General features: G+C 44.4%; 19 protein-coding genes. 8 read left to right on the top strand and 11 right to left on the bottom strand.

The features are described 5' to 3' along the window. Positions 1-233 precede the first annotated feature (233 nt). The 7 genes from L3D27_RS10845 (at position 234) to L3D27_RS10815 (ending at position 9,519) form a co-directional block, all read left to right on the top strand. On the top strand, positions 234-896 hold the full coding sequence (locus L3D27_RS10845) for a riboflavin synthase (protein WP_432481202.1): 663 nt from the start codon (positions 234-236) through the stop codon (positions 894-896). 104 nt (positions 897-1,000) lie between these two features. Then, positions 1,001-1,984: a methionyl-tRNA formyltransferase gene (fmt, locus tag L3D27_RS10840; protein WP_373628632.1), complete on the top strand. Its 984-nt coding sequence runs from the start codon at positions 1,001-1,003 to the stop codon at positions 1,982-1,984. 54 nt (positions 1,985-2,038) lie between these two features. Then, the gene (gene rsmB, locus L3D27_RS10835) at positions 2,039-3,367 is read left to right on the top strand and encodes a 16S rRNA (cytosine(967)-C(5))-methyltransferase RsmB (protein ID WP_432481201.1); all 1,329 of its coding nucleotides are present in this window, start codon (positions 2,039-2,041) and stop codon (positions 3,365-3,367) included. 98 nt (positions 3,368-3,465) lie between these two features. Continuing rightward, positions 3,466-4,881, top strand: a complete 1,416-nt coding sequence (gene thrC, locus L3D27_RS10830) for a threonine synthase (RefSeq protein WP_432481200.1) — start codon at positions 3,466-3,468, stop codon at positions 4,879-4,881. Between the two features lie 105 nt (positions 4,882-4,986). Beyond that, a complete protein-coding gene (dprA, locus tag L3D27_RS10825) occupies positions 4,987-6,177 on the top strand; it encodes a DNA-processing protein DprA (RefSeq protein ID WP_432481199.1) in 1,191 nt (396 codons plus the stop codon). Further along, positions 6,164-6,790 (top strand): L-threonylcarbamoyladenylate synthase, encoded by a 627-nt coding sequence (locus L3D27_RS10820; RefSeq protein WP_432481198.1) that lies wholly within the window; start codon positions 6,164-6,166, stop codon positions 6,788-6,790. The genes dprA and L3D27_RS10820 overlap by 14 nt, the downstream gene beginning before the upstream one ends. 137 nt (positions 6,791-6,927) lie before the next feature. Beyond that, positions 6,928-9,519 carry a TonB-dependent receptor gene (locus L3D27_RS10815; protein ID WP_432481197.1) on the top strand — a complete coding sequence of 864 codons (2,592 nt, stop codon included), beginning with the start codon at positions 6,928-6,930 and terminating at the stop codon, positions 9,517-9,519. Between the two features lie 103 nt (positions 9,520-9,622). Here L3D27_RS10815 and L3D27_RS10810 read toward each other — a convergent pair whose 3' ends face one another. From L3D27_RS10810 to L3D27_RS10760, 11 genes are all read right to left on the bottom strand, one after another. Next, a complete protein-coding gene (locus L3D27_RS10810) occupies positions 9,623-9,865 on the bottom strand; it encodes a GlsB/YeaQ/YmgE family stress response membrane protein (RefSeq protein WP_284673669.1) in 243 nt (80 codons plus the stop codon). A gap of 211 nt (positions 9,866-10,076) precedes the next feature. Further along, entirely contained in the window at positions 10,077-11,177 is a 1,101-nt protein-coding gene (gene ribB / locus L3D27_RS10805) for a 3,4-dihydroxy-2-butanone-4-phosphate synthase (RefSeq protein WP_432481196.1), read from the bottom strand. Between the two features lie 91 nt (positions 11,178-11,268). Further along, positions 11,269-12,480 carry an MFS transporter gene (locus L3D27_RS10800; RefSeq protein ID WP_432481195.1) on the bottom strand — a complete coding sequence of 404 codons (1,212 nt, stop codon included), beginning with the start codon at positions 12,478-12,480 and terminating at the stop codon, positions 11,269-11,271. Positions 12,481-12,676: 196 nt separating this feature from the next. After that, the gene (locus L3D27_RS10795; protein ID WP_432481194.1) at positions 12,677-13,951 is read right to left on the bottom strand and encodes a replication-associated recombination protein A; all 1,275 of its coding nucleotides are present in this window, start codon (positions 13,949-13,951) and stop codon (positions 12,677-12,679) included. Positions 13,952-13,966: 15 nt separating this feature from the next. Next, complete coding sequence (locus L3D27_RS10790; RefSeq protein ID WP_432481193.1) at positions 13,967-14,452, bottom strand: hypothetical protein; 486 nt, start codon at positions 14,450-14,452, stop codon at positions 13,967-13,969. 91 nt (positions 14,453-14,543) lie between these two features. Next, positions 14,544-15,347 (bottom strand): thioesterase family protein, encoded by an 804-nt coding sequence (locus tag L3D27_RS10785; protein ID WP_432481192.1) that lies wholly within the window; start codon positions 15,345-15,347, stop codon positions 14,544-14,546. Positions 15,348-15,362: 15 nt separating this feature from the next. Beyond that, on the bottom strand, positions 15,363-16,262 hold the full coding sequence (locus tag L3D27_RS10780; protein WP_373628669.1) for a hydroxymethylglutaryl-CoA lyase: 900 nt from the start codon (positions 16,260-16,262) through the stop codon (positions 15,363-15,365). Between the two features lie 61 nt (positions 16,263-16,323). After that, positions 16,324-18,297 carry an acetyl/propionyl/methylcrotonyl-CoA carboxylase subunit alpha gene (locus L3D27_RS10775; protein ID WP_432481191.1) on the bottom strand — a complete coding sequence of 658 codons (1,974 nt, stop codon included), beginning with the start codon at positions 18,295-18,297 and terminating at the stop codon, positions 16,324-16,326. A 23-nt stretch (positions 18,298-18,320) separates the two neighbouring features. Beyond that, a complete protein-coding gene (locus L3D27_RS10770) occupies positions 18,321-19,109 on the bottom strand; it encodes an enoyl-CoA hydratase/isomerase family protein (protein ID WP_432481190.1) in 789 nt (262 codons plus the stop codon). A 48-nt stretch (positions 19,110-19,157) separates the two neighbouring features. Continuing rightward, positions 19,158-20,771, bottom strand: a complete 1,614-nt coding sequence (locus tag L3D27_RS10765; protein WP_432481189.1) for a carboxyl transferase domain-containing protein — start codon at positions 20,769-20,771, stop codon at positions 19,158-19,160. Between the two features lie 62 nt (positions 20,772-20,833). Further along, complete coding sequence (locus tag L3D27_RS10760; protein WP_373628648.1) at positions 20,834-22,006, bottom strand: isovaleryl-CoA dehydrogenase; 1,173 nt, start codon at positions 22,004-22,006, stop codon at positions 20,834-20,836. A 207-nt stretch (positions 22,007-22,213) separates the two neighbouring features. On the opposite strand from L3D27_RS10760, the gene L3D27_RS10755 reads away from it, so the two are divergent. Continuing rightward, positions 22,214-22,816 (top strand): TetR/AcrR family transcriptional regulator, encoded by a 603-nt coding sequence (locus tag L3D27_RS10755; RefSeq protein ID WP_284673659.1) that lies wholly within the window; start codon positions 22,214-22,216, stop codon positions 22,814-22,816. The last annotated feature ends 35 nt before the right edge of the window (positions 22,817-22,851 follow it).

The raw sequence follows: 22,851 nt of genomic DNA, 5'->3' as shown, positions 1-22,851 counted from the left end.
TTGATCTATGTTTATTTGGTATTTTTTTATTTAACTTATTGATTTTTATTGATAAATAATTTTGTTTTTTACAAGATTTGTCTTGTGGATAAGTTTTTAATAGAATGTTGTTGTCAATAAAATGTATGTGCTTGCAGTTGGGTTATCCACAGGTTTATGTGTTTAAAATTTGACTTGATTTCTTGGGTTAAGATTGGTAGTGATAAAGAGGGTGGAATGATTAAGGCGGAAAGATGTTTACAGGAATCATAGAAACAACTGGTGTACTAAGTGCTATTACTCCGATAGGTGGAGATGTTCGATTGGTTATTCATGCTCCTAATTTGGATTTTAGCGATGTGAAATTGGGCGATTCTATTGCATCTAATGGCATTTGCTTGACGGTAGTGGCGGTTGATGGCGATAGTTATGCGGTTGATGTTTCACGGGAAACATTGTCCATGACAGCACTAAATGACTGGAAAGTTGGCGACACAGTAAATCTAGAAAAAGCAATGCTTCCAACCACTCGTTTTGGGGGGCATATCGTGGCAGGTCATGTTGATGGTGTGGGCAAAATCGCAAAAATCGCCAAAGATGCTCGCTCAATTTATATAGAGGTTGCTATACCTGCTGAACTTATGAAATATACAGCCGATAAAGGCTCTATCACGGTAGATGGCATTAGCCTGACCACCAACCGCATCAAGCCTGCTGAAAATATTGTCTGCCTAAATATCATTCCGCATACTGCAGACATGACAAATATTGCTCGCCATTGGACGGTGGGTCGAGCGGTGAATATTGAAGTGGATTTGGTGGTGCGCTATCTGGAGCGACTTATTGGCATAAAATCAAATACAACCCAAAGCAACATTACTGAAGAGCTGCTAATTAAAAGCGGGTTTTTTAGGTAGTTTATCAAGTTTTGTCATCACTGATAAAGATGTGGTTGCTAAGGTAAGTGATTAAACAACATTATATAAATAAAACATAGATAAAGTATGCTCAAAGGACAGGTATGACCGATAAAAAATTACGCTTGGTGTTTGCAGGAACGCCTGAATTTGCTAAAGTTGCTCTACAGACTTTGCTTGATAACCAAGATGCTCTTAATATTGACATCGTGGCGGTTTATACACAGCCTGACCGCAAGGCAGGTCGTGGACAAAAATTGACCGCAAGCCCTGTTAAACAATTGGCATTATTGCATGATATCCCTGTGGAGCAACCGCAGAGTTTTAGTTTAAAGAGTGAGCAAGGCTTGGTTTCACGTGAAACATTGGCGAGCTATCAGCCTGATGTCATGGTTGTTGCTGCATATGGGTTGATATTACCATTGGGTGTGCTAAATATGCCAACCTATGGTTGCCTAAATATTCATGCTTCGCTACTGCCCAAATGGCGTGGTGCAGCTCCAATTCATCGAGCGATTTTGGCAGGTGATAAGACAACAGGTATTACCATCATGCAGATGGCGTTGGGACTAGATACAGGCGATATGTTGCATAAGGTAGAATGTGCAATCAGCGATATTGACACAACTCAAAGTCTGCATGATAAGTTGGCTGACCTTGGCGGACAGGCGATTGTTTCGGTGCTAAAAAATCTCAAAGATTATCAGCACAACGCCAAAGCTCAAGATGATATGCTTTCTAGCTATGCCGAAAAAATCACCACTGATGAGGGGCGGGTTGATTGGACAAGCTCTGCCGAGCAGATCAATCGCCAGATTCGCAGTTTAAATGCCTATACCTTTATGAATGGCGAACGCATCAAAATTGTTGAGTGTTTGCCCATTAAACATGACCAGACTACCACAGCACCTGTTGGTACAATCGTCAGTGTTGGGCGAAAAGCGATTTTAATCGCTTGTGGGACTGCTGATAATGGTGAACAACATCTGATTAATATTACCAAAATGCAATGGGCGGGGGGTAAGCCATTGACCGCTGAGCAAATTGCAGTGGGCGATAAGTTGCAAGATGGGTGGGTGTTTGATTGAGAATATGCCAAAATTTAAAAAAATAATTCAAAAAAATGATTAAAAGCGATTTATATGAATAAACAACCATCGGTGCGTGCTAATGTTATCGCCACTCTTGAAAAAATCCATCAGGGACAATCGTTGTCATCATTGCTTGATGGGCTATTAAATGCCACTCAAGATAATGAGCGAGGCTTTGCTCATGAGTTATTGTTGGGTACGCTACGCCAGTGGCACGCCATCAGTCGTATTGGTGAAAGTCTAATAAAGATACCGCCCAGCGATGTTAGCATCACTTGTGCGTTGAACATGGGGATTTATGAGCTTATCTACATGAGTACGCCTGCCTATGCGGTCATCAATGAAACTTTAAATGCTGTTAAAGAACTTGACAAGAGTTATGGCGTGGGGTTGATTAATGCCATTTTAAGAAAAGTGGCTACAAGTCCTGAAAAGTTTGCCAAAAAAATCAATAAAAACCACAGTTTACCCAACTGGCTTGCCAAGCAATTAAAGAGCGATTGGGGAGTGTATTATGAGCCAATCGGACAATCTTTGCGTCAGGTAGCCCCTGTATTTTTAAGGGTTAATCCAAAGTATATTACGCTTGATGAGTACGCCAAAAAGTTGGCAGATGCTAGCATTGCTTATGATATCCTGCCTTTGGGGGTTGGTGATGAATGCGTAATTAAACTGGTTGATGGCGTTAGAATCGCTCAGTTACCAAACTTTACTGATGGTTATGTCAGTGTGCAGGATCGCCATGCTCAGTTGTGTGGGCATATCTTGTCAACACTAAACTTGCCTGATGAGTTAAAAGTTTTGGATGCTTGTACTGCCCCTGGCGGTAAGCTGGCACAGCTACTTGAGCTGAGCGGTGTAGGTAAGTTTCATGTGAAACGCATTATTGCTTTGGATAATGACGAAAAACGCCTAAGTAGGGTGCATGACAACCTACTTCGCTTATCGCTGACAGATGGTGTTCAGGTCATCTATGCTGATGGGCGAACCTATCAGAGTGATATACCTTTTGATATGATTGTGCTAGACGCACCATGTACTGCCACAGGGGTAATTCGTAGGCATCCTGATATTGCCCTGCTTAGAGATGAGCAAGATATTGTGCAAACGGTGCAGTTGCAAGCCCAAATCTTAGCCAATTTATGGCAAAACTTAAAGGTTGGTGGCTACCTTTTGTATGTTACTTGCTCGCTGTTAAAAGCTGAAAACGAATACCAATTATCAAACTTTTTAAATGCACACTCAGATGCCAAAGTGGTGGATTTTGATTTAACCTTACTCAATCAGATTAAGCAAAGTGTTGGCTATCAATGTTTGCCTTTTGACAATGATGATGGCGATGGGTTGTATTATGGTTTATTACAAAAAATAGCCGTGTAGCATTATTGTCTTTGTATTTTTTGTGTATAAATTATTACATAAACTGGGCGTGGATTATGCTAAAATTTAGTGATTTGTTGTGATGAGATGAGAGAAGAATGAAATATATCAGTACTCGTGGGCAGACTGCCCCTATGTCCTTTAGTGATGTACTACTCATGGGGCTTGCACCCGATGGTGGTCTGATGTTGCCTGAATGCTATCCACAGGTTGATCGTGCGACTTTGGATGCTTGGCGACAGTTGTCGTATCCTGAGTTGGCATTAGAAATCATGAGTTTATTTGCCACCGACATTCCTTGTGAAGAGTTGCAGGCACTTATTAACAAGACCTACACTAAAGCGGTGTTTAACAGTGATGATATCACACCTGTTACTCATCTGTATGATGAGCTGTATTTACTTGAGTTGTCGAACGGTCCAACCCTTGCTTTTAAAGATATGGCGATGCAGTTTTTGGGCAATGTCTTTGAGTATGTACTGGCAAAAAAAGGTGAACGCCTAACCATCATTGGGGCGACATCGGGCGATACAGGTTCGGCTGCTGAATATGCTTTGCGTGGTAAAGAAAATATTCAGGTATTTATGATGTCTCCGCATGGCAAGATGAGTGCCTTTCAGCGTGCCCAAATGTATAGCCTAGATGATGACAATATCCATAACATTGCCATCGAAGGAATGTTTGATGATTGTCAAGATATCGTCAAGGCACTGCAAGAAGATGCTGATTTTAAGGCAAAATATAGCCTAGGTACGGTTAATTCCATTAACTGGGGTCGTATTCTGGCTCAAATTGTCTATTACTTTAAAGGTTATTTTGGGGCGACGACCAACAATGACGAAACGGTGAGTTTCTGTGTGCCGTCTGGCAACTTTGGCAACATCTGTGCTGGACACATTGCTCGTGAGATGGGTCTGCCGATTGACCGTCTGATTGTGGCGACCAACGAAAATGATGTGTTAAATGAATTTTTTAATACAGGTAATTATGCCCCACGCAAGGCGGATGAGACTTATGTTACATCAAGCCCATCAATGGATATCTCAAAAGCATCAAACTTTGAACGCTTTATCTATCTACTCTTGGATAAAGATGCTAATCGGGTAAGTCAGCTATTTGGTGATGTGAAGACTGGCAAGGGGTTTGAATTGTCTGAGCATCTGACTGATATTCAAGATAAATTTGGGTTTGTTGCTGGTAAATCTACCCATGCTGACCGCCTGACCACCATTAAGGAGGTGTATGCCAAGGCGGATCGTCTGATTGACCCTCACACTGCAGATGGCGTAAAAGTTGCTCTTGAGCTACAAAAAGCGGGCGAGCGTATTGTTGTTGCTGAGACGGCATTGCCAATTAAGTTTGAAGAGACGATGACTGAGGCATTAGGTCAGGTAACTCTACCAAGACCCATTCATACGGTTGGTTTAGAGGACAAGCCCCAGTTTGTAACAGTACTTGCTAATCGCTCTGAACTGGTTGCTAAAGAAATTGAGCGATTTGTTTTGGCTCGTTGATTATTAATGAGTTGGGGTGAATGATTGGTAAACAGCCATGCTCTTTGGGTTTGGCTGTTTTTTCAAAATGGTTATTTATAAGCATTGTTATTTTTAAAGGGTGGTATGACTTATCAAAATTTAAATAGTCATGAGGCGGTGTTGGCATTATGGTATATTGTCAATACCTCACTGTCGTCTTATTATAAGCTGATCGATGCTTATGATGATGCACACACAGCTTTGCTTGCGACAAAAGAAGCATGGCAGTCGCTGTCCATTCATGTTGCTCATCTAAAGCGATTTGAAGACAGTAGTGATGTACTTGCCTTTGTTGGTCGGGTGTATGATGAGGTGTCTCGTGGGGCATATGGACTATTGTTTATGGATGATGACGATTATCCTGAGCAATTGCAAACCATCTACGACCCGCCACCTGTGTTATTTTATCGAGGGGAGGTTGCACGCCTAACAGATAGGCAGATTGCTATCGTTGGTAGCCGAAATCCGACCGAACATGCCCGAAAAATCACCTTTGATTTGGCACAGTATTTGGTGCAATCTGGTTTTAGTATTACCAGTGGTCTGGCACAGGGTGTGGACCGTGAGGCACATCTGGGGGCACTAAGTCAAGATAAGCTAAAAGGCTGTACCATCGGTGTGATGGGTACAGGCATTGATGTGTGCTACCCAAAAAACCATAATGCTTTGTTTGCTCAAATCATCGCACAAGGTGGCGTGCTGATTACTGAACTTTTACCAAGCACGCCTGCTAGTAAACATACCTTTCCACGCCGCAACCGATTGGTAGCAGGTCTGTCATTGGCAACGGTGGTTACCGAAGCTGCCCTACAAAGTGGTTCGCTGATTACTGCACGCCTAACCGCTGAACAAGGTAAACAGGTATTTGCTGTGCCAAGTTATATTGATAATAAGAATGCAGAAGGTTGTCATCATCTGATTCGTGAGGGGGCAACATTGATTTATCATCCTGACCAAATTATTGAAGATGTCTGTGGCGGTATGCCATACAATGCCTTACCCAAATCATTCTCTAAAGGTGTATCGGCTTTTATTGATGTCACGACTGACACCAGTCAAGAAACAGCGGGGCGACAGACGCAGACATCAGCCATCACATCAGAAATACCATCACACTTATCATCACTGATGCAGTGTATAGAACTTACACCTAAAGATTTAGATACTTTGGTTGCACAGACAGGCATGGATATAGGTATGCTATTGGCACAGCTTGTAGAACTAGAACTGCTTGGATTGATTACAAGTGTTGGAGGTCGTTATGGGCGAGTATAGAGTCTTTGAGATGGATGATACCGAGGCGGTGGCAACATTCTTAAAGTCAGGCGGTGTGCTTGCCTATCCAAGCGAGAGTGTGTGGGGGCTTGGTTGCGATGCGTATCATCAGCAGGCGATAGAGCGGATTTTTAGGCTAAAGGTTCGTTCAGAGCATAAAGGTCTGATTGTGCTGACAGATGGTGTGGAGAAGTTGTCGCCTTTGTTGGCGGAATTACCCCAAAAGATGCAAGATATGCTCATGACAGACATAAGGCAACGATACAATTCGTTTGATGTTCGCACTGCCACGCAAGCTCAGACTTGGCTAATGCCTGTGGCAACATCGGCTGGCTTGCCCTGCGTACTGACGGGTGGTTTTGATACTTTGGCGGTGAGGGTAACGCATCACCCTGTACTAGCAGGGATTTGCCAAGCGTTGACTGATGTGAATAATCCTTATGGTTTTTTGGTATCAACCAGCTGTAACTTAAGCGGTCAACCATCTGCCACCACACTACAGGAGGCGATGGCGTATTTTGGGCATCAGGTGGGTTATTTAAACACAAAGAGTTTGGGTTTTGGTAGTCCTAGTCAGATCGTTGATATTAAGACAGGTAAAATTTTGCGATGATTTAACCGTCACTCCATTTATCAAACATATAATCCATCATTATTGATGGATTTGTTAAATCATTCATGGTGTTGTGTTATTACATTTCTATGATATTAATGATATAATATTTCTATTTTTCTGATATGGAGTTTTTGATGGTAAAAAATGCGTTGCATCTGTCAGTGGGGGCGGTTTTGTTTGGCTGTAGTATGAGTGCGTTCGCTGATGAGGTGTTGCCTATACCGTCCATACCATCTGCACTGCCTGAGGTGCTATTAGATACGCTGGTGGTTGAATTGCCTACAGCAAGGGTGGATGCCACCCCTTTTGGTGGTGCTAAAAAGATCGGTGATGTGGTTGTTAACAAAGAAACACTGCAAACCAAACCCACCACGCTAGGCGATGCTTTAGATGGGGAGCTTGGTATTCATTCCAACCAGTTTGGTGGCGGTGCATCTGCCCCCATCATTCGTGGACAAGAAGGAAAACGCATTACCATCTTGCAAAATAACGCTGATGTCATCGATATGGCACACCTATCACCTGACCACGCAGTGATGGTGGATACAGCTTTAGCACGGCGTGCTGAGGTGGTGCGTGGGGTTAGTACTTTGTTATATAAGTCTGGCAATTCGGCAGGTGTGGTAAATGTTGTGGATAATAAAATTCCACGCACTCTACCTGCCAAGCCCATTGATGCCGAAGCGAGCGTTCGCTTTAACACAGGCAATAACGAAAAGCTAGTAACGGGTGCATTGACTACCCAGCTTGGCAGTCATTTTGCCTTACATGTTGAGGGGCTACATAAGACTTCGAGCGACTACGCCACGCCTGACTATATTCATCAGAGCTTTGATTCTTTGAAGGATTTGGATAATTATGTAGCCGCTCCCAATCGCCTTGCTAGCTTGAATGCTGAATATGAGGTATTCAAACAGGGTAAAAAACTACACTGGCGTGATGAGAATCACTACATTCGCTCCGATCGGGATTATCTAGAACAAAAAGAGCAGTATGAATCGCATCTAAATGCCGTTAAAGAAACTCGCCTTGATCATCTGCCACACAGCTGGGCAGACTCAAAGTCGGGCAGCGTTGGCATATCTTGGGTGGGTGAGACTGGATTTTTGGGGGCGTCAGTTAGTGAGCGAAAGGATAAGTATGGCTTGCCTGCACATAACCACCTGTACGAAGGTTGTGGTGTGATTTCTACCTTTGATGCCATTCGCACCAAGCCTTACTTGGCAAGATACCCACAGCTCATCAATGCTGATGATATTAACTATATCAATCCACGCCCTGACTGTGGCAAACACATTCATAATCATAGCGGTTCTCAGCATGGCTCGCATGGTGTGGTTGCGGAACACGAAAAGGTTGGCAACCCATATATTGACTTAACCACTCGCCGTTATGATGTGCGTGGCGAATGGCAGAACCCAACGCCACTCATTAATAAAGTTCGCATCAATGCAGGCGTGGTGGACTATCAGCATGATGAAAAAGAAGGTGGCGTCATCAATACTTCTTTTAAGAATAAAGGCAAGACTGCACGGCTTGAGTTGACGCATCGCCCAACAGACCGCTTTAGTGCTTTTTGGGGTGTGCAATACATCAAACAGGATAACAGCGGACTATCACCGCAGACAGAGTGGCGAAAATTGCCACTACTTACGCACAACACTTTAACCAATCAAAGTTTGTTTGGCGTGGGACAATATAAACTGGGTAATGTTGAGCTAGAATTGGGCGGGCGTACCGAAAAACAGACAGTCGCGATGGACTATGACATTGACTATATCAAAGATAGAATCAAGAATCATCGTCTCGTGGCTCTAAAAGGCGAGGCGTTGGACAAAGCCATCAATGATGCGATTGATACAACCAAACCGCATGAAAGCCATGCCAATTCGTATGGCGTGGGTGTGCATTGGAGATTTTTGCCAAATTATCGTCTGTCTTTTAACGCTTCTTACCAAGAGCGATTACCAAATGCTCAGGAGTTATACACGCATGGTATGCATCTGGCGACAAATTCTTTTGAGATTGGTAATCGCAACTTAACCAAAGAGCAGTCAAAAAGTTATGAATTAAGCCTTGATTTTAAGGGAGAGAAGTTTGATTATCAAGTATCTGGATATCTGTATGACTTTGATAATTATATCTACCTGCACACCATTAACGAATATCTAGGCACTGCCAAAGTTAATCATCCGCTACACCTACGCATCAACCGCTATGATCAGTCGCCAGCCAGATTTTATGGCGTGGAAGCGAAAGTTGGCTATCGATTCTCACCGAATTATTATGGCTCAATTTTTGGGGATTATGTGTATGGTAGGCTACATGATTTAGCACCGATTGTCAGTCGCTATGAGCCAGCAGGATTTTTTGGCAAAGAAATCAAAGAATATACCAAACCCAACGACCGCTACACGCCACGCCTGCCACCGATGCGAGTAGGGGCAAAAGTTGAGGCCGAATTTAATGAAAGCTGGTCGGGGGGTGTTGAATATATACGAACCTTTAAGCAGACCAAGACTTCAGGTTTTGAAAATGCTACAAAAGGGCATCATTTGCTAAATTTAGGGCTAAATTATCAAGGCAATCAAGGCGATGTGGATTATTCAGTGTTCTTTAAAGCAAATAACCTACTGAATCAAAAAATCTATGCTCACGAGACTTTTTTGCCAAACATTCCACAGATGGGTCGTAATTTTAGCATTGGGGCGACCTTTAAGTTCTAAGGTTGTGGTTAATAAGTTAATTAGCATGAATAAAAAGATGGGTGTGATACCCATCTTTTTATTTTAAAAAACAGCTTAATTAATCTATAAATTGGTTTTGTCATTAAGTGCGTTTGGTAAAAAACTCATAAATGAACAATACGATGATTGCACCAATCACCGACAGCACCAAACCGCCAAATCCACCGTTCGCTTGGATGCCAAATGCACTGGCAATAAAGCCACCGACAGCTGCACCAACAATACCTAAAATAATGGTTAAAATCCAACCCATGCTATCAGCACCTGGCTTGATTGCACGAGCTAATAAACCTACCACAAGTCCAGCAATAATTGACCCAATCATCTTTTTCTCCTCAATTTTGTGTTTTAAGATTTTGCAAAACCTTTAAGATTTTTAAAAAATTTTTTACAACCTTGAGATTTATTATACAAGATTATGTGAGCTTGTGCTGTGATCTATAAGATGGATTTGTATAGAGTTTGTGGCTTAAAAAACCATCTTTATCCATAGAGCAACCAAACAGTTATTTTATGTGAATCATTCACTACCCGTATCATCTAAGGGCAGAGACCGACTCAACAATGTTTAAATCAAAGCCTGAGACATTAAATTTGGCAGGGCTTGATAGCAGTCGCATGTCTTGAACACCCAAGAGTTTTAAAATCTGAGCACCCACACCAATACTGCGGTAAGGTTCTTGGGATTGATGTATGCTACTATTGACTTTGCATTTATCCAAAGCATCACTTAGGTTTAGTGGACTGCCATCGTCAATCCATACAAACACGCCTCGCTCGCTGTTTCCGATTTCTTGTAGGGCTTCACGGATTGTCCAACCTGTCTTACCTGTGGTATCATCACTTGCACCCAATAGGTCTCGTAGTGGGTTTAGACTGTGTACTCTTACGGTACTAACACCGCTTGATGGGTCGCCTTTGGTGAGAGCAAGGTGAATTTCGTTAGCACCATATTCTTGGAAGCGATGCAAGGTGAATTGTCCAAATTCGCTATCAAAATCCTGTGAATCAATAAGCTCAACTGTCTGCTCATTCGTCATGCGATAGTGAATCAAGTCAGCAATCGTGCCAATCTTTAATCTATGCTCTACCGCAAAGACTTCAAGGTCGCCACGACGAGCCATCTCACCGTCCTCTTTGATGATTTCGCAGATGACCGCAGATGGCTCAAGCCCTGCTAGGCGAGCCAAATCGCAACCTGCTTCGGTATGTCCTGCTCTGTGCAATACACCACCTTTTTTGGCAACGATAGGGAAAATATGTCCCGGACTGACGATGTCGGTTGGCTTGGCATAAGGTGCAATGGCTTTTTGGATTGTCAAAGAACGGTCGGCTGCTGAAATGCCTGTAGTAACCCCTGTGGCAGCCTCAATGGATACAGTAAAGTTGGTGCTAAATTTGGCACCGTTTTTACCGCTCATCAGCCCAAGATTGAGTTGGTTGGCTCGCTCTTCGGTGATGGTTAGGCATACCAAGCCTCGTGCGTGCTTGATCATGAAGTTGATGGCTTCAGGTGTGATGTGGCTTGATGCGATGACAAGATCGCCTTCGTTTTCACGGTCTTCATCATCCATTAAGATGACCATTTTGCCTGCTTTGATGTCTTCGATGATTTCTTGGGCGGTATTTAGAGCCATGAGAGTCTGCCTGATTTACTGATGATTTATTAAATATGGGGGTGGTCTGGGTTTTATAAAGAGTGATTTGTAGATTTTTGTATTTTGGTTTTTATTTACCAAAAATATAGGGTCGGGTGGCAAACCATGCAACACCAACATTTACCACCATGAGTGCTAGCAAGGCAGTAAGTGGCATTTGCCAATCTTGATAATAATTAAATAGCTTGCCAAGCATGAGCGGTCCAAAAAATGCAATGGAATAACCGACTGCCTGCACCATGCCAGAGACATCTCGTGCGGTATCGCTGTCGTATGTGCGAAGTGAGAACATCATGAGTGATAGTGTAAAAATAGATGCCGCTCCTAGTCCCATTGATAGCGACCACAGATGCAAGTATCTAGGTAGCCAAATTAGACCTGCTACGCCAATCGTGTTCAATACCGCTGCCATCATTGCCACCATACGCACAGGTACACCACGATTAACCAACCAAGTTAATCCGATGATGGTAAAAGGGGCGGCTATTTGAAAGGTCAAAGCAAGCTGAGTGGCATCTTCAAGGATAAGCCCTTTGGCAACGCCAATCATTGGCAAAAAAGTCGCCAAACCGTAAAACAACATTGACTGAATACCCATAAATACCGCCAAAACCCATGCGTTGATATCCTTCCATGCGTTAAATCTTAATTTGTCTTGATTGGTAGCTAAGGTGTTAGGTGGTGATAATGCCGACCTTGATGATGGGTAGCGAGCAATGATGAGCCATACGATGAGTGTTGCCATACCAACGAACGCCCATAGACCCATACCAAGTCGCCAACCAACAGCGTGTGTGATGGGCAGTACCGCCCATGCGATAATCCCCGCAAACACTGACATACATAGGCTAAGTAGCCCTGTCATTAAGGCGATGTGATTTGGGGCGTGTTTTTTGATGATGGGAGCACCAAGTGTATTAATAAAACCAATGGCAATCGCCATCATCGCCGTTCCCATGAAAAATAGCGATGACTCATCAAGCACACGCACAAGAAGGCTTAGGGTAATCAGCCCAATCATTGATACTAGTGTCATCTCAAGACCAAATCGCTTGGCGATATAAGGTGATAGCAGTGAGCCTAAGGCAAATGCAGGCATTGGTAAAGCTCCAAGCCAACCAATCATGTCGTCATTAAGCCCTAAAGCATCTTTTAAGATGGGTGCAACCGAGCCTAGCATCACGATGGGTGCTCGCATATTGATGGCGAGCAGTACCAATGCTATGGCAAGAAAGGCGATGGGAATGGCTTTGGCTGATGATGGCTTTGGCTGTTGTTTCACGTGAAACAATCCTTGTGGCTGCTGAATAAAACGAACTTTATATGCGTGTTTGGCGATAAAGTATCTGGTACATATTTAGTTGTATGGGTGTTATTTGTTGGGTTGGTATTATTCTATCACATATTGAGCGTGCTGGTGTTGGGAGGTTGTGATTGTAAGCCAAACACCCAAATGACTAAATTGTCTTATTGGGTCTTTACGCTTGCCCTTTTAGCCACTTGATAAAAGCAAAACTTGCCTGCTCTTTTTGGTTATCCGCAAATTGATAAAAGCATTTACCCATAAGGTGATCGGGTAGATACTGCTGTGGATAATAATGATTGGTATAATCATGCGGATAAACATAGTCAATGCCGTAACCTGCTTTTTTCATCAGTTCGGTTACGCCATTTCTAAGGTGAAGTGGTACAGGCGAACTGTCGTTTTTGACGAAGGCAAGGGCTTCATTCATTGCTTTATAGGTGCTGTTGGACTTAGGCGAGGTGGCAAGATAAACGGCTACTTGGGCAAGAATGATTCTTGACTCTGGCATACCAATAGACCGCACTGAACGCAAGGCGGTATCAGCAAGCAGTAAGGCATTGGGATTGGCAAGCCCGATGTCTTCAGAAGCTAAAATGACCAAACGGCGAGCAATAAATGCAGGGTCTTCGCCAGCACTTAGCATCCGAGCAAGCCAATAGATACTAGCATCCGCATCCGAACCACGCACCGATTTGATGAAGGCGGAGATGATATCATAGTGCATATCGCCTGCTCTGTCATAGCGAGGTAGCACGGTTTGGGCGATATTTTGTAGTAGGGTATCGTCTATGATTAGTTGGTTGTTGTCCGAGTTTTGACAAGCGATTTCTAATAAATTTAATACCTTACGAGCATCTCCATTAGCAAGATATGCGATGTCTGCAAGGTTGCCTTGCACCGTGAAGTGTTTTAGCACCTTATCAATCGCCAACGCTCTTTGTAGCACCTTGACCAGTTCGTCTGCTGTCAGTGGCTCTAAATGATAAACCTGACAACGAGACAGCAGGGCATTATTGATACTAAAAGACGGGTTTTCAGTGGTTGCACCGATGAGTGTGATTTTGCCAGACTCTACCGCTCCAAGCAGGGCGTCTTGTTGGGATTTGTTAAAGCGATGAATTTCGTCAATAAAAAGCACAGGTGAGCCAAAATCTAGACCGCCAACTGTACTTTTATCACTGTCTATCAGTTCACGAAGTTCTTTGACGGTCAAGTCAAGAGCGGATAGTAAATGAAATTCACGCCCAATCGCATTGGCAAGCAGTCTTGCTAAGGTTGTCTTACCAATGCCTGCTTCACCATACAAAATCAAGCTTGGTAGATGGCGGTTTTTGACCATTTGGGCAATGGGGGCATTCTCGCCCAGTAGGTGCGTTTGACCGACAATGTCGGCGAGCGAGCGTGGGCGAACTCGCTCGGCAAGGGGGGTGGTGGGGGTGCTTGTCATGAAATTTGTCTTATTTTAGGGGAAGATGGCAAAGGGGTTGCTGGTGGTTTTTTCTTTTGGTAAGAGGGTGCCGTCATAGATGGTTTTATTACCATATAGGCTAATGTGGGCACGATAAGTCTTATCCATGTCCAAAGGTGGGATAAAGCCGTAATCTAGAGGAATGAGCAAGGAGAGTTTTGAGCCTTTAAGAAGATGAATACCGTTATCAAGGCAGGTTAACTGGGGGCGAATATGGGTTTCTTTTGGGTTGTCGTCGTTGATTAAGGTGATGCCGATAGAATCTTTGCAGCTGCGAATGTTTAGGGGTTCTTGGTTGGCAAAGATGATGAGTTGGAGTGTCTGATTGGGCAAAGAGCGAGCGGTAACATGGCTGGGTGATGTGGCGGGTTGAACTTGCACTGACGGCATGATGTCGCTGATGGTGGTTTTTGGGGTATTGGTTGGCGATTGGCAGGCGGTTAAAGCCAATAGCAGGGCTAGGGCGGCATGGATTTTCATGGTTTTTGATAATTATAGTTGAGCTTAAAAAATAATAGCACAGAATACTATTTTTGCAAACTCACCAAAGCAACCCATGATTGTCAAGCAATCAGTTCAGTTGCCGCACGGTCAAAATCTGTAGAGCACGACCAAATGGACCAAGCTCGTCATGCAAAATACTGCTGGTCAACCCTACGCCACTCTCCCCAATCTGCTGAACGGTCTCAAGCCCAAGCCATCGCCCAACAGGGGTGCGATGCAGGTGAATTTGTAGGTCAATGCTGGGGAAAATCCACGACTTATCTTGGGTTCTGGCAGCAATCCCATTGGCGGTATCCACCATGCCAATCAAATGCACAAAATCCGATGTTGCCTCGCCTAAGACCATCTGAATATCGGTGTCTAGCCATACCACACTTTTACCTGCTCTATGCTGTGCTGACTTTGCTTGTAGGCTTTGAATGTAGCCGCCGCCCCATATTTGTAGACCTTGCCAAGTGGGCAGGTTGCTTGGGTCTTGGATGGCGTCTTCAAGCCCTGAGATGCTGCGGGTGTCGCTTTTGGCAAGTCGCCATGCACGCATGATGAGGCTTACTCGCTCACGCCCATCGCCATCAATGGTAGATAAGGTGCTTTCAATCAGCTCAATGGTGCGTCCTGTGCGGATAAAGTGAGTGCGTATGATGGTCTCCCCCAAATAAATCACACCCAAAATATCCAGACTAAGACGAGCAATCATCAAATCATCTCTTGGGCAAAACTGCTCAAGCTCATGTGCCAAAAGCCCTGTGGCAACTGCCATGTGCTGCTCAAAGTCATTCCAAGCCCCTTGTGCGTGCTTGGTGGATTGATAATGGCTGATGGTCGTATCATTGTCATGGTGACGACTGAGGCGAGTGTAGTAGGCGTTCATGATGACCTCTTTTAACTAGTGGCAATTTGCCAGATAGGCGTTGGTAAATTTTGAGCCATTGGGGCGAGCTAATTTTTGACATATGGCATGACTGGCTTGTACCAGTTTATCAATGTCAATGCCTGTAGATAGCCCCAAGCCTGTCATCAGATAGTGTACATCTTCGGTAGCGACATTACCAGATGCTCCCTTGGCATAAGGGCAACCACCCAAACCACCAACAGAGGCATCAAAGATGGCAATGCCTTGTTCAAGCGATTCATAAATATTGGCAATCGCCATACCATAGGTGTCATGAAAATGCCCTGCTAATATGCTAATATCAAGCTCATCACGGCACGCTTGCCAAAGTCGTCTTACCTGATTGGGCGTGGCTGTGCCGATGGTCTCTCCCAAAGAAATCTCGTAGCACCCCATATCATACAGACGGCGTGCGATGCTGGCGACTTTAGTGGGGTCAATCGCTCCTTCATAAGGACAATCCACCACACAAGAGACATAGCCTCGCACCTTAACATCATGTTCTTGGGCTAAGGATATGATGTCTAAGATTCGCTCAAAACTCTCATCAATCGTGCAATTAGTATTTTTTTTAGTAAAAGACTCACTGGCAGCGGTAAAGACAGCAACCTCTTGGCAGCCCACCGCTAACGCATCTTTGATGCCCTGAGTGTTGGGAGTTAAAAGAGAAAAACTGATGTCTGTATCTTTGGGTAGCTGACGATATACTTCGGTGCTTGATGCCATTTGAGGAACCCATTTTGGCGATACACACGAGCCTGCCTCAATGAATTTTAAATTTGCCGCCATTAGGTCATGAATAAGCGTCAGCTTATCATCAACGCTAAGTGGGGTTTTTTCGTTTTGTAATCCATCTCTTGCACCGACTTCAACGATTTTTATGTGGGTCATAATGCCATCCTTGATACATTGGGTTGATGTGTGTGCTGTATCTTAAACACAGCACGCTTAGTCATTATTGTTTTGCCTCAAAAGATACCAGCTCATCGCCTGCTTTGACTTGGTCGCCAGTTTTATAATAGCACTCTTGTACGATGCCGTCATCGGGGGCTTTGATGGTATAAATAATTTTCATCGCTTCCATCGTGAGCAGTACCTCATCTTTGGCGACCGCTTGCCCTGCTTGAACGCAGACATCAACGATGATACCTGGCATGGGGGCGGTTAGTCCGCCTTGTGCTTCACTATCGTTTTGACCACAGCCAATCTTGGGTAGAGCGAACGGTACGGCATTAATCCCATATGTATTGTCATACAGAGTAAGAGTATCTTTACTGTGATTAAAAGATACTTTTTGATGATGATCGTCTAAGGTGATGCTGGCGGTATTGGCATCCAATAATTCACCATTCACGACAAAGGTGCGTTGATGATGATTCGCCAGCCACCGCTTGCCATCATTATGCCATGAGACGACATACTCCTGGTCTTGATATTTTAGATGAATGCGATGACAGGTGGTGGTATTTGGTCGCCACAATGGGTGCATCTGCCATATATTGCCTTGACCAATCTGCTTCATCAGCTTAATGAATGATGCTTTAATCACCAGCTCATCAGTGATGTTAATGACAGGATTGAGTAGAAAATCTTCTTCTTTGTTGATAAGATTGGTGTCTAACTGTATGTTTTTAAAGCGTTCAGATTGTAAGATGCGTCCTAAAAAGGCGATGTTGTTCCCCAGTCCGTCAATATGCGTCTGACTAAGTGCATGATACAGCTTTCCAATCGCCTCATCACGATTTTTCCCCCAAACAATCAACTTGGCAATCATGGGGTCATAAAAAGTGGTGATTTCATCACCCAAGGTGATGCCGCTATCAATGCGAATGCCATCGCTACTGCTTGGGTAGGTTAGATGGGTAATTTTACCAGTGGCGGGCAGATAGCCTTGCTCTGGAATTTCAGCATAGATGCGAGCCTCGATGGCATGACCTTGTGCCATTAGCTCATCTTGAGTTTTTGGTAGTGCTTCCCCATCGGCAATTCTTAGCTGCCACTCAACCAAATCAACCCCAGTAATCATCTCGGTAACAGGATGTTCTACCTGTAGCCGAGTGTTCATCTCCATAAAATAAGCAGTGCCATCTTGTTCAACAATAAACTCAACCGTACCAGCACCCACATAGCCGACCGCTTTGGCGGCATTGATGGCGGCAGTACGCATCTGTTGTAGCTTGTCTTCGCTGATGTTTGGAGCGGGAGCCTCTTCGATGACTTTTTGATGTCTTCTTTGCACCGAGCAGTCTCGCTCAAACAGATGTACGACATTGCCAAAAGTATCGCCAAAAATCTGCACTTCAACATGACGAGGATTGACGATGTAGCGTTCGATGAGCACATCATCATTACCAAAGCTTGACAGTGCCTCTTGTTTACAGGATTTTAACTGGGTAAGAAAATTGGCTTCATGCTCTACCAAGCTCATGCCCTTACCCCCACCACCAGCACTTGCCTTAATGAGAACAGGGTAGCCGATTTTGTCAGCTTGTGCCTTTAAAAAATCAGGGTCTTGATTATTGCCATGATAACCAGGGGTTAAAGGCACGCCAGCTTTTTCCATGAGAGCCTTTGAGGTTGCTTTTAATCCCATGGCAAGAATGGCTTCAACAGGTGGTCCGATAAATACAATGCCGTTATCATGACAGGCTTTGGCAAATTGGTCATTCTCGGACAAAAACCCATAACCAGGATGAATGGCACTAGCACCTGTTTGCTTGGCGGCATTGATGATTTTGTCGATTTGCAGGTAGCTTTGGGTAGCAGGCGAGGCACCGATATGAACCGCTTCATCCGCAAGTAGTGTGTGCTCAGCGTCCGAATCTGCGTCCGAATAGACAGCGACAGTGGCAACCCCCAGCTTTCGACAAGTTTTGATGACTCGACAGGCAATTTCACCACGATTGGCAATGAGTATTTTATGAAACATGATATGGTCCTTTTGTAGAGTTGTTATTTTATCCAAGTGGGTGTTTGTTTGCTCAAAAAAGCACCTAAGCCTGATTTGGCTTCATCGCCTGTGCGAATCTTGGCGATGTGATTGGCGGTCTTTTGTAGTAGTTCATCATCAATGTCGGCATGAGCGACCATGTCGATGAGTTCTTTGGAGGCGTGCTGTGCTTTTGGAGCACCCTTTAAAATGTTATCGATAAGATCATCAATCAAAGCATCCAAACCCATCTCGTCATCAGTAACTTCATGCACCAGTCCTATGGCATGGGCTTGCTTAGCATCGATGCGTTCGGCGGTTAAAAAATAACGACCAGCTTGTCTTGCACCGATGGCTTTGATGACATAAGGACTGATGGTGCTTGGAGACAGCCCTAAGCGAACCTCTGAGGTGGCAAATTTGGCAGCACTACTGGCAACACAAATATCACACGCTGACGCAAGCCCCATACCACCGCCCAATGCCGCCCCATGAACACGGGCGATGGTTGGCTTAGTCAAGGTGGCGATACGATGAAGCATCTTGGCAAGTTTTAGAGCATCTTGGCTGTTGGTATTAAAATCCGCTTCACCCATTTGCTTTATCCAAGTTAAATCCGCCCCTGCTGAAAAACTTTTGCCACGCCCACCCAGCACAACGACACGCACATCATCACGCCCATCAAGCTCATCAAAGCAGGCGTGCAGTTCGGCGATGACGGTCGCATTAAAGGCGTTATGCACATCAGGTCGGTTTAGCCAAACATGGGCGATTTGGTCGTGAATGGTGCATTCTAAGGTATCAAAATTCATGGTATTGTCCTTTTTATCTGTCGTCTAAATGTTGCATTGCATACCAAATTACATTCTAAATACCCCAAAGCCCATATCATCAATCGGTGCATTCATGGCGATGGCAAAGCTAAGACCGAGAATATGGCGACTTTGAGCAGGATCGATGACACCATCGTCCCATAGGCGTGCCGAAGCGTAGTAGGGATGCCCTTGTCTTTCATATTGTTCACGAATGGGTGCTTTAAAGTTGTTTTCTTCATCAATAGACCAAGACTGACCAGCTTTTTCAATTTGTTCACGCTTGATGGTCGATAGCACACTTGCTGCCTGTTCACCACCCATGACAGAAATGCGAGAGTTTGGCCAGGTCCACATAAATCGTGGTGAGTACGCACGACCACACATACCGTAGTTGCCTGCCCCAAATGAACCGCCAATCACTAGGGTGATTTTGGGTACATTGGCAGTAGCCACCGCCATGACAAGTTTGGCTCCATGTTTGGCGATGCCTTCGTTTTCGTATTTTTGCCCCACCATAAAGCCTGTGATGTTTTGTAGAAATAATAATGGGACTTTGCGTTGGCAACACAGTTCAATAAAGTGAGCACCTTTTTGGGCAGATTCTGAAAACAAGATGCCATTGTTGGCGATGATGCCGATTTTTTGACCATAAATTTGGGCAAATCCCGTAACCAAAGTTGTGCCAAATCTTGCCTTAAATTCATCAAAGCGTGAGCCATCGACCAATCTTGCAATAACCTCTCTGATGTCAAAAGGGGTTTTGGCATCGGCAGGAACGATGCCATACAGCTCATCTTGAGAAAAATTCGGCTCCTCAAACTCATTCTTAAGGGTTTGTTTTGGCTGATTCAGATTGCTTACGATGCTACGAGCAATCATGAGGGCATGTTCATCATTTTCTGCCAAATGGTCTGCCACGCCTGATAGTCGAGTATGTACATCACCACCACCCAAATCTTCGCTGGACACCACCTCGCCTGTGGCTGCCTTGACCAATGGCGGCCCACCCAAAAAGATAGTACCTTGATTGCGTACGATGATGGTTTCATCGCTCATGGCAGGCACATAAGCACCTCCTGCAGTACAGCTACCCATCACCACCGCAATTTGTGGAATGCCTGCTTTTGACATCTGTGCTTGATTATAAAAAATCCGCCCAAAATGCTCTTTATCGGGAAAAACTTGGTCTTGTAATGGCAAAAAAGCACCGCCAGAATCCACCAAATAAATACAAGGCAGGCGATTTTCTTTGGCAATTTCTTGGGCTCTTAAGTGTTTTTTGACAGTCAAAGGATAATAAGTACCACCCTTGACCGTCGCATCATTGGCGACAATCATACACATGACACCACTGACCATGCCGACCCCTGCCACCACACCAGCACAAGGAATGTCGTTTTCATAGACCCCTAAGGCAGCAAATTGCCCAATCTCCAAAAATGCAGAACCTGTATCAAGAAGAGTGTTGATGCGTTCACGAGCAAGTAGCTTGCCTCTGGCGGTGTGTTTGGCTCGGGCTTGTTCATGTCCCCCAAGACAGATGCGAGTCGCTTGTTGGTTTAAGTCTTCTACGAGCGACAGCATGGCGGCTTGATTGGTTTGAAACGCATCGCTACGGATATTGATTTTACTGGTCAATGTATTAAAATCGGCGGTCATAATCTGTCCTTGTTTTAGTTTTTGGTTGGGATTTTGCCTGTATTGAATTGTCCGCTTGATGCTTATTTGGTTTCGTTGAATAGTTCACGACCAATCAGCATACGGCGAATCTCTGATGTGCCTGCACCGATTTCGTACAGTTTGGCATCTCGCCACAGTCTGCCTGCGGGAAACTCATTGATATAACCGTTGCCACCTAGCGTCTGAATGGTTTCGCCTGCCAGCCATGTGGCTTTTTCGGCGGCATACAGTATTGCACTGGCACAGTCTTTTCTTAGACTTCTGTCGTGATTTGATTTATCACAAGCACTACCGACTGCATAGACTAAAGCTTTGCAGGCGAGCATGGTAGAGTACATGTCAGCGATTTTGCCTTGCATGAGTTGAAACTCGCCAATCGCTTGCCCAAACTGCGTGCGTTCATGCACATAAGGCATCGCCAAATCCATACAAGCATCCATGATGCCCAAAGGACCGCCACTAAGTACAGCTCGCTCGTAGTCCAATCCGCTCATCAGTACTTTTACACCATTGCCCACACCGCCAAGCACATTTTCCTCTGGGATTTCAACATCATCAAAGAAGATGGGATAAGTGTTTGAGCCACGCATACCCAGCTTATCAAGGTGTGTGCCATGACTAAAACCTTTCATGCCTTTTTCTACCAAAAATGCCGTGATGCCCTTAGCACCTGCACTTGGGTCGGTCTTGGCATAGACGACCATCACATCAGCATCACCACCATTGGTAATCCACATCTTTGAACCGTTTAGAATAAATCGATCGCCTTTTTGTTCGGCTTTTAGTCTCATGCTGACCACATCAGAGCCAGCATTCGGCTCACTCATTGCCAATGCACCGATAAAATCACCGCTGATGAGCTTGGGTAAAAAACGCTCTTTTTGTGTTTGATTGCCGTTTAGGTTGATTTGATTGACACATAGATTGGAGTGAGCTCCATAGGATAGCCCGATAGAAGCAGAAGCACGAGAGATTTCTTGCATGACCAGAATGTGGGCTAGGTATCCCAAGTTGGCACCGCCAAATTCTTCGGAGACGGTCATGCCAAGTAGCCCCATCTCGCCAAACTTTTTCCAAAGATGGTTGGGAAATTGATTGTTCTTGTCCGTCTGTTCAGCGAGTGGAGCAACCTCTTTTTGGCAGAATTTGCGTACCTCATCTTGTACTGCCAATAAAGTTTCATCGATGCCGAAAGTTAGATTGCTTAGATTCATGGTGTCGTCCTTGTGTAAATGCCCAAACAAAGAATGGCTTGTGTTAAAATATTTGACTTGCCAGCAAAAACCAAACAAGGTAAATCGACCCTTATGAGGTTGGTTTTGGTGGTTGGGAATAATGTAGCATAATATTTTTAATAAAAAAAGTGAATTTTATTAAAAAAATGATTGACAATTCATTTTTAAATGAGAGAGAATAAAAGCATGAGTTATAAGCGTTCTGTTTTGATGCAAGAGCGACTTCGCCAAAACCGTGAAGCCATCTTGCAGGCGGCTAAGCAACTGATTACCCAAGGCGGTATCAAAGAAGCCCAAATTCAGACCATTGCTGAGATGGCAGGGGTATCTAATGGGCTGGTGTATCGATATTTTGATAATAAAAATCACATTATCATCGAGGTTCTGTCAGCTGCCATACAAGCAGAAATTGCGATTTTAATGCAGATTGCCAAACAAGACTCGCCAGCTTCCGATAAGTTACAGCGAGCGATGAGAACTTTCGTCAAGCGTGCATTAAACAGCCCAAAACTTGCCTATTCTTTGATGCTTGAGCCTGCTGATGCACCAGTAGAAGAGGCACGCTTTAAAAGTAAGCAAATCGTCAAAGAGGTCGTAGAAGGTATCCTACAAGAAGGCAAAAACCAAGGCGTATTTGCTGCTATGGATATCGGCACGACCGCCCAATGTATCGTTGGTGCGATGACATTTGCGGTGATTGAACCTTTAAGCCTAAATCCGCAAGCGATGAACAAGGATGAGTTTGCCAAAGCGGTCGCTGATTTTTGTTTAAAAGCGGTACAAAGTTAAGCAGGTCTTGCTTGTTTAGCTTAGAAGCGACATGA

It is taken from the genome of Moraxella sp. ZY200743, from assembly GCF_050885545.1.
Taxonomy (GTDB): Bacteria; Pseudomonadota; Gammaproteobacteria; order Pseudomonadales; family Moraxellaceae; genus Moraxella; species Moraxella haemolytica.
The sequence above is the reverse complement of the archived record's forward strand: the minus strand, read 5'-3'. Positions and strand labels throughout refer to the sequence as shown.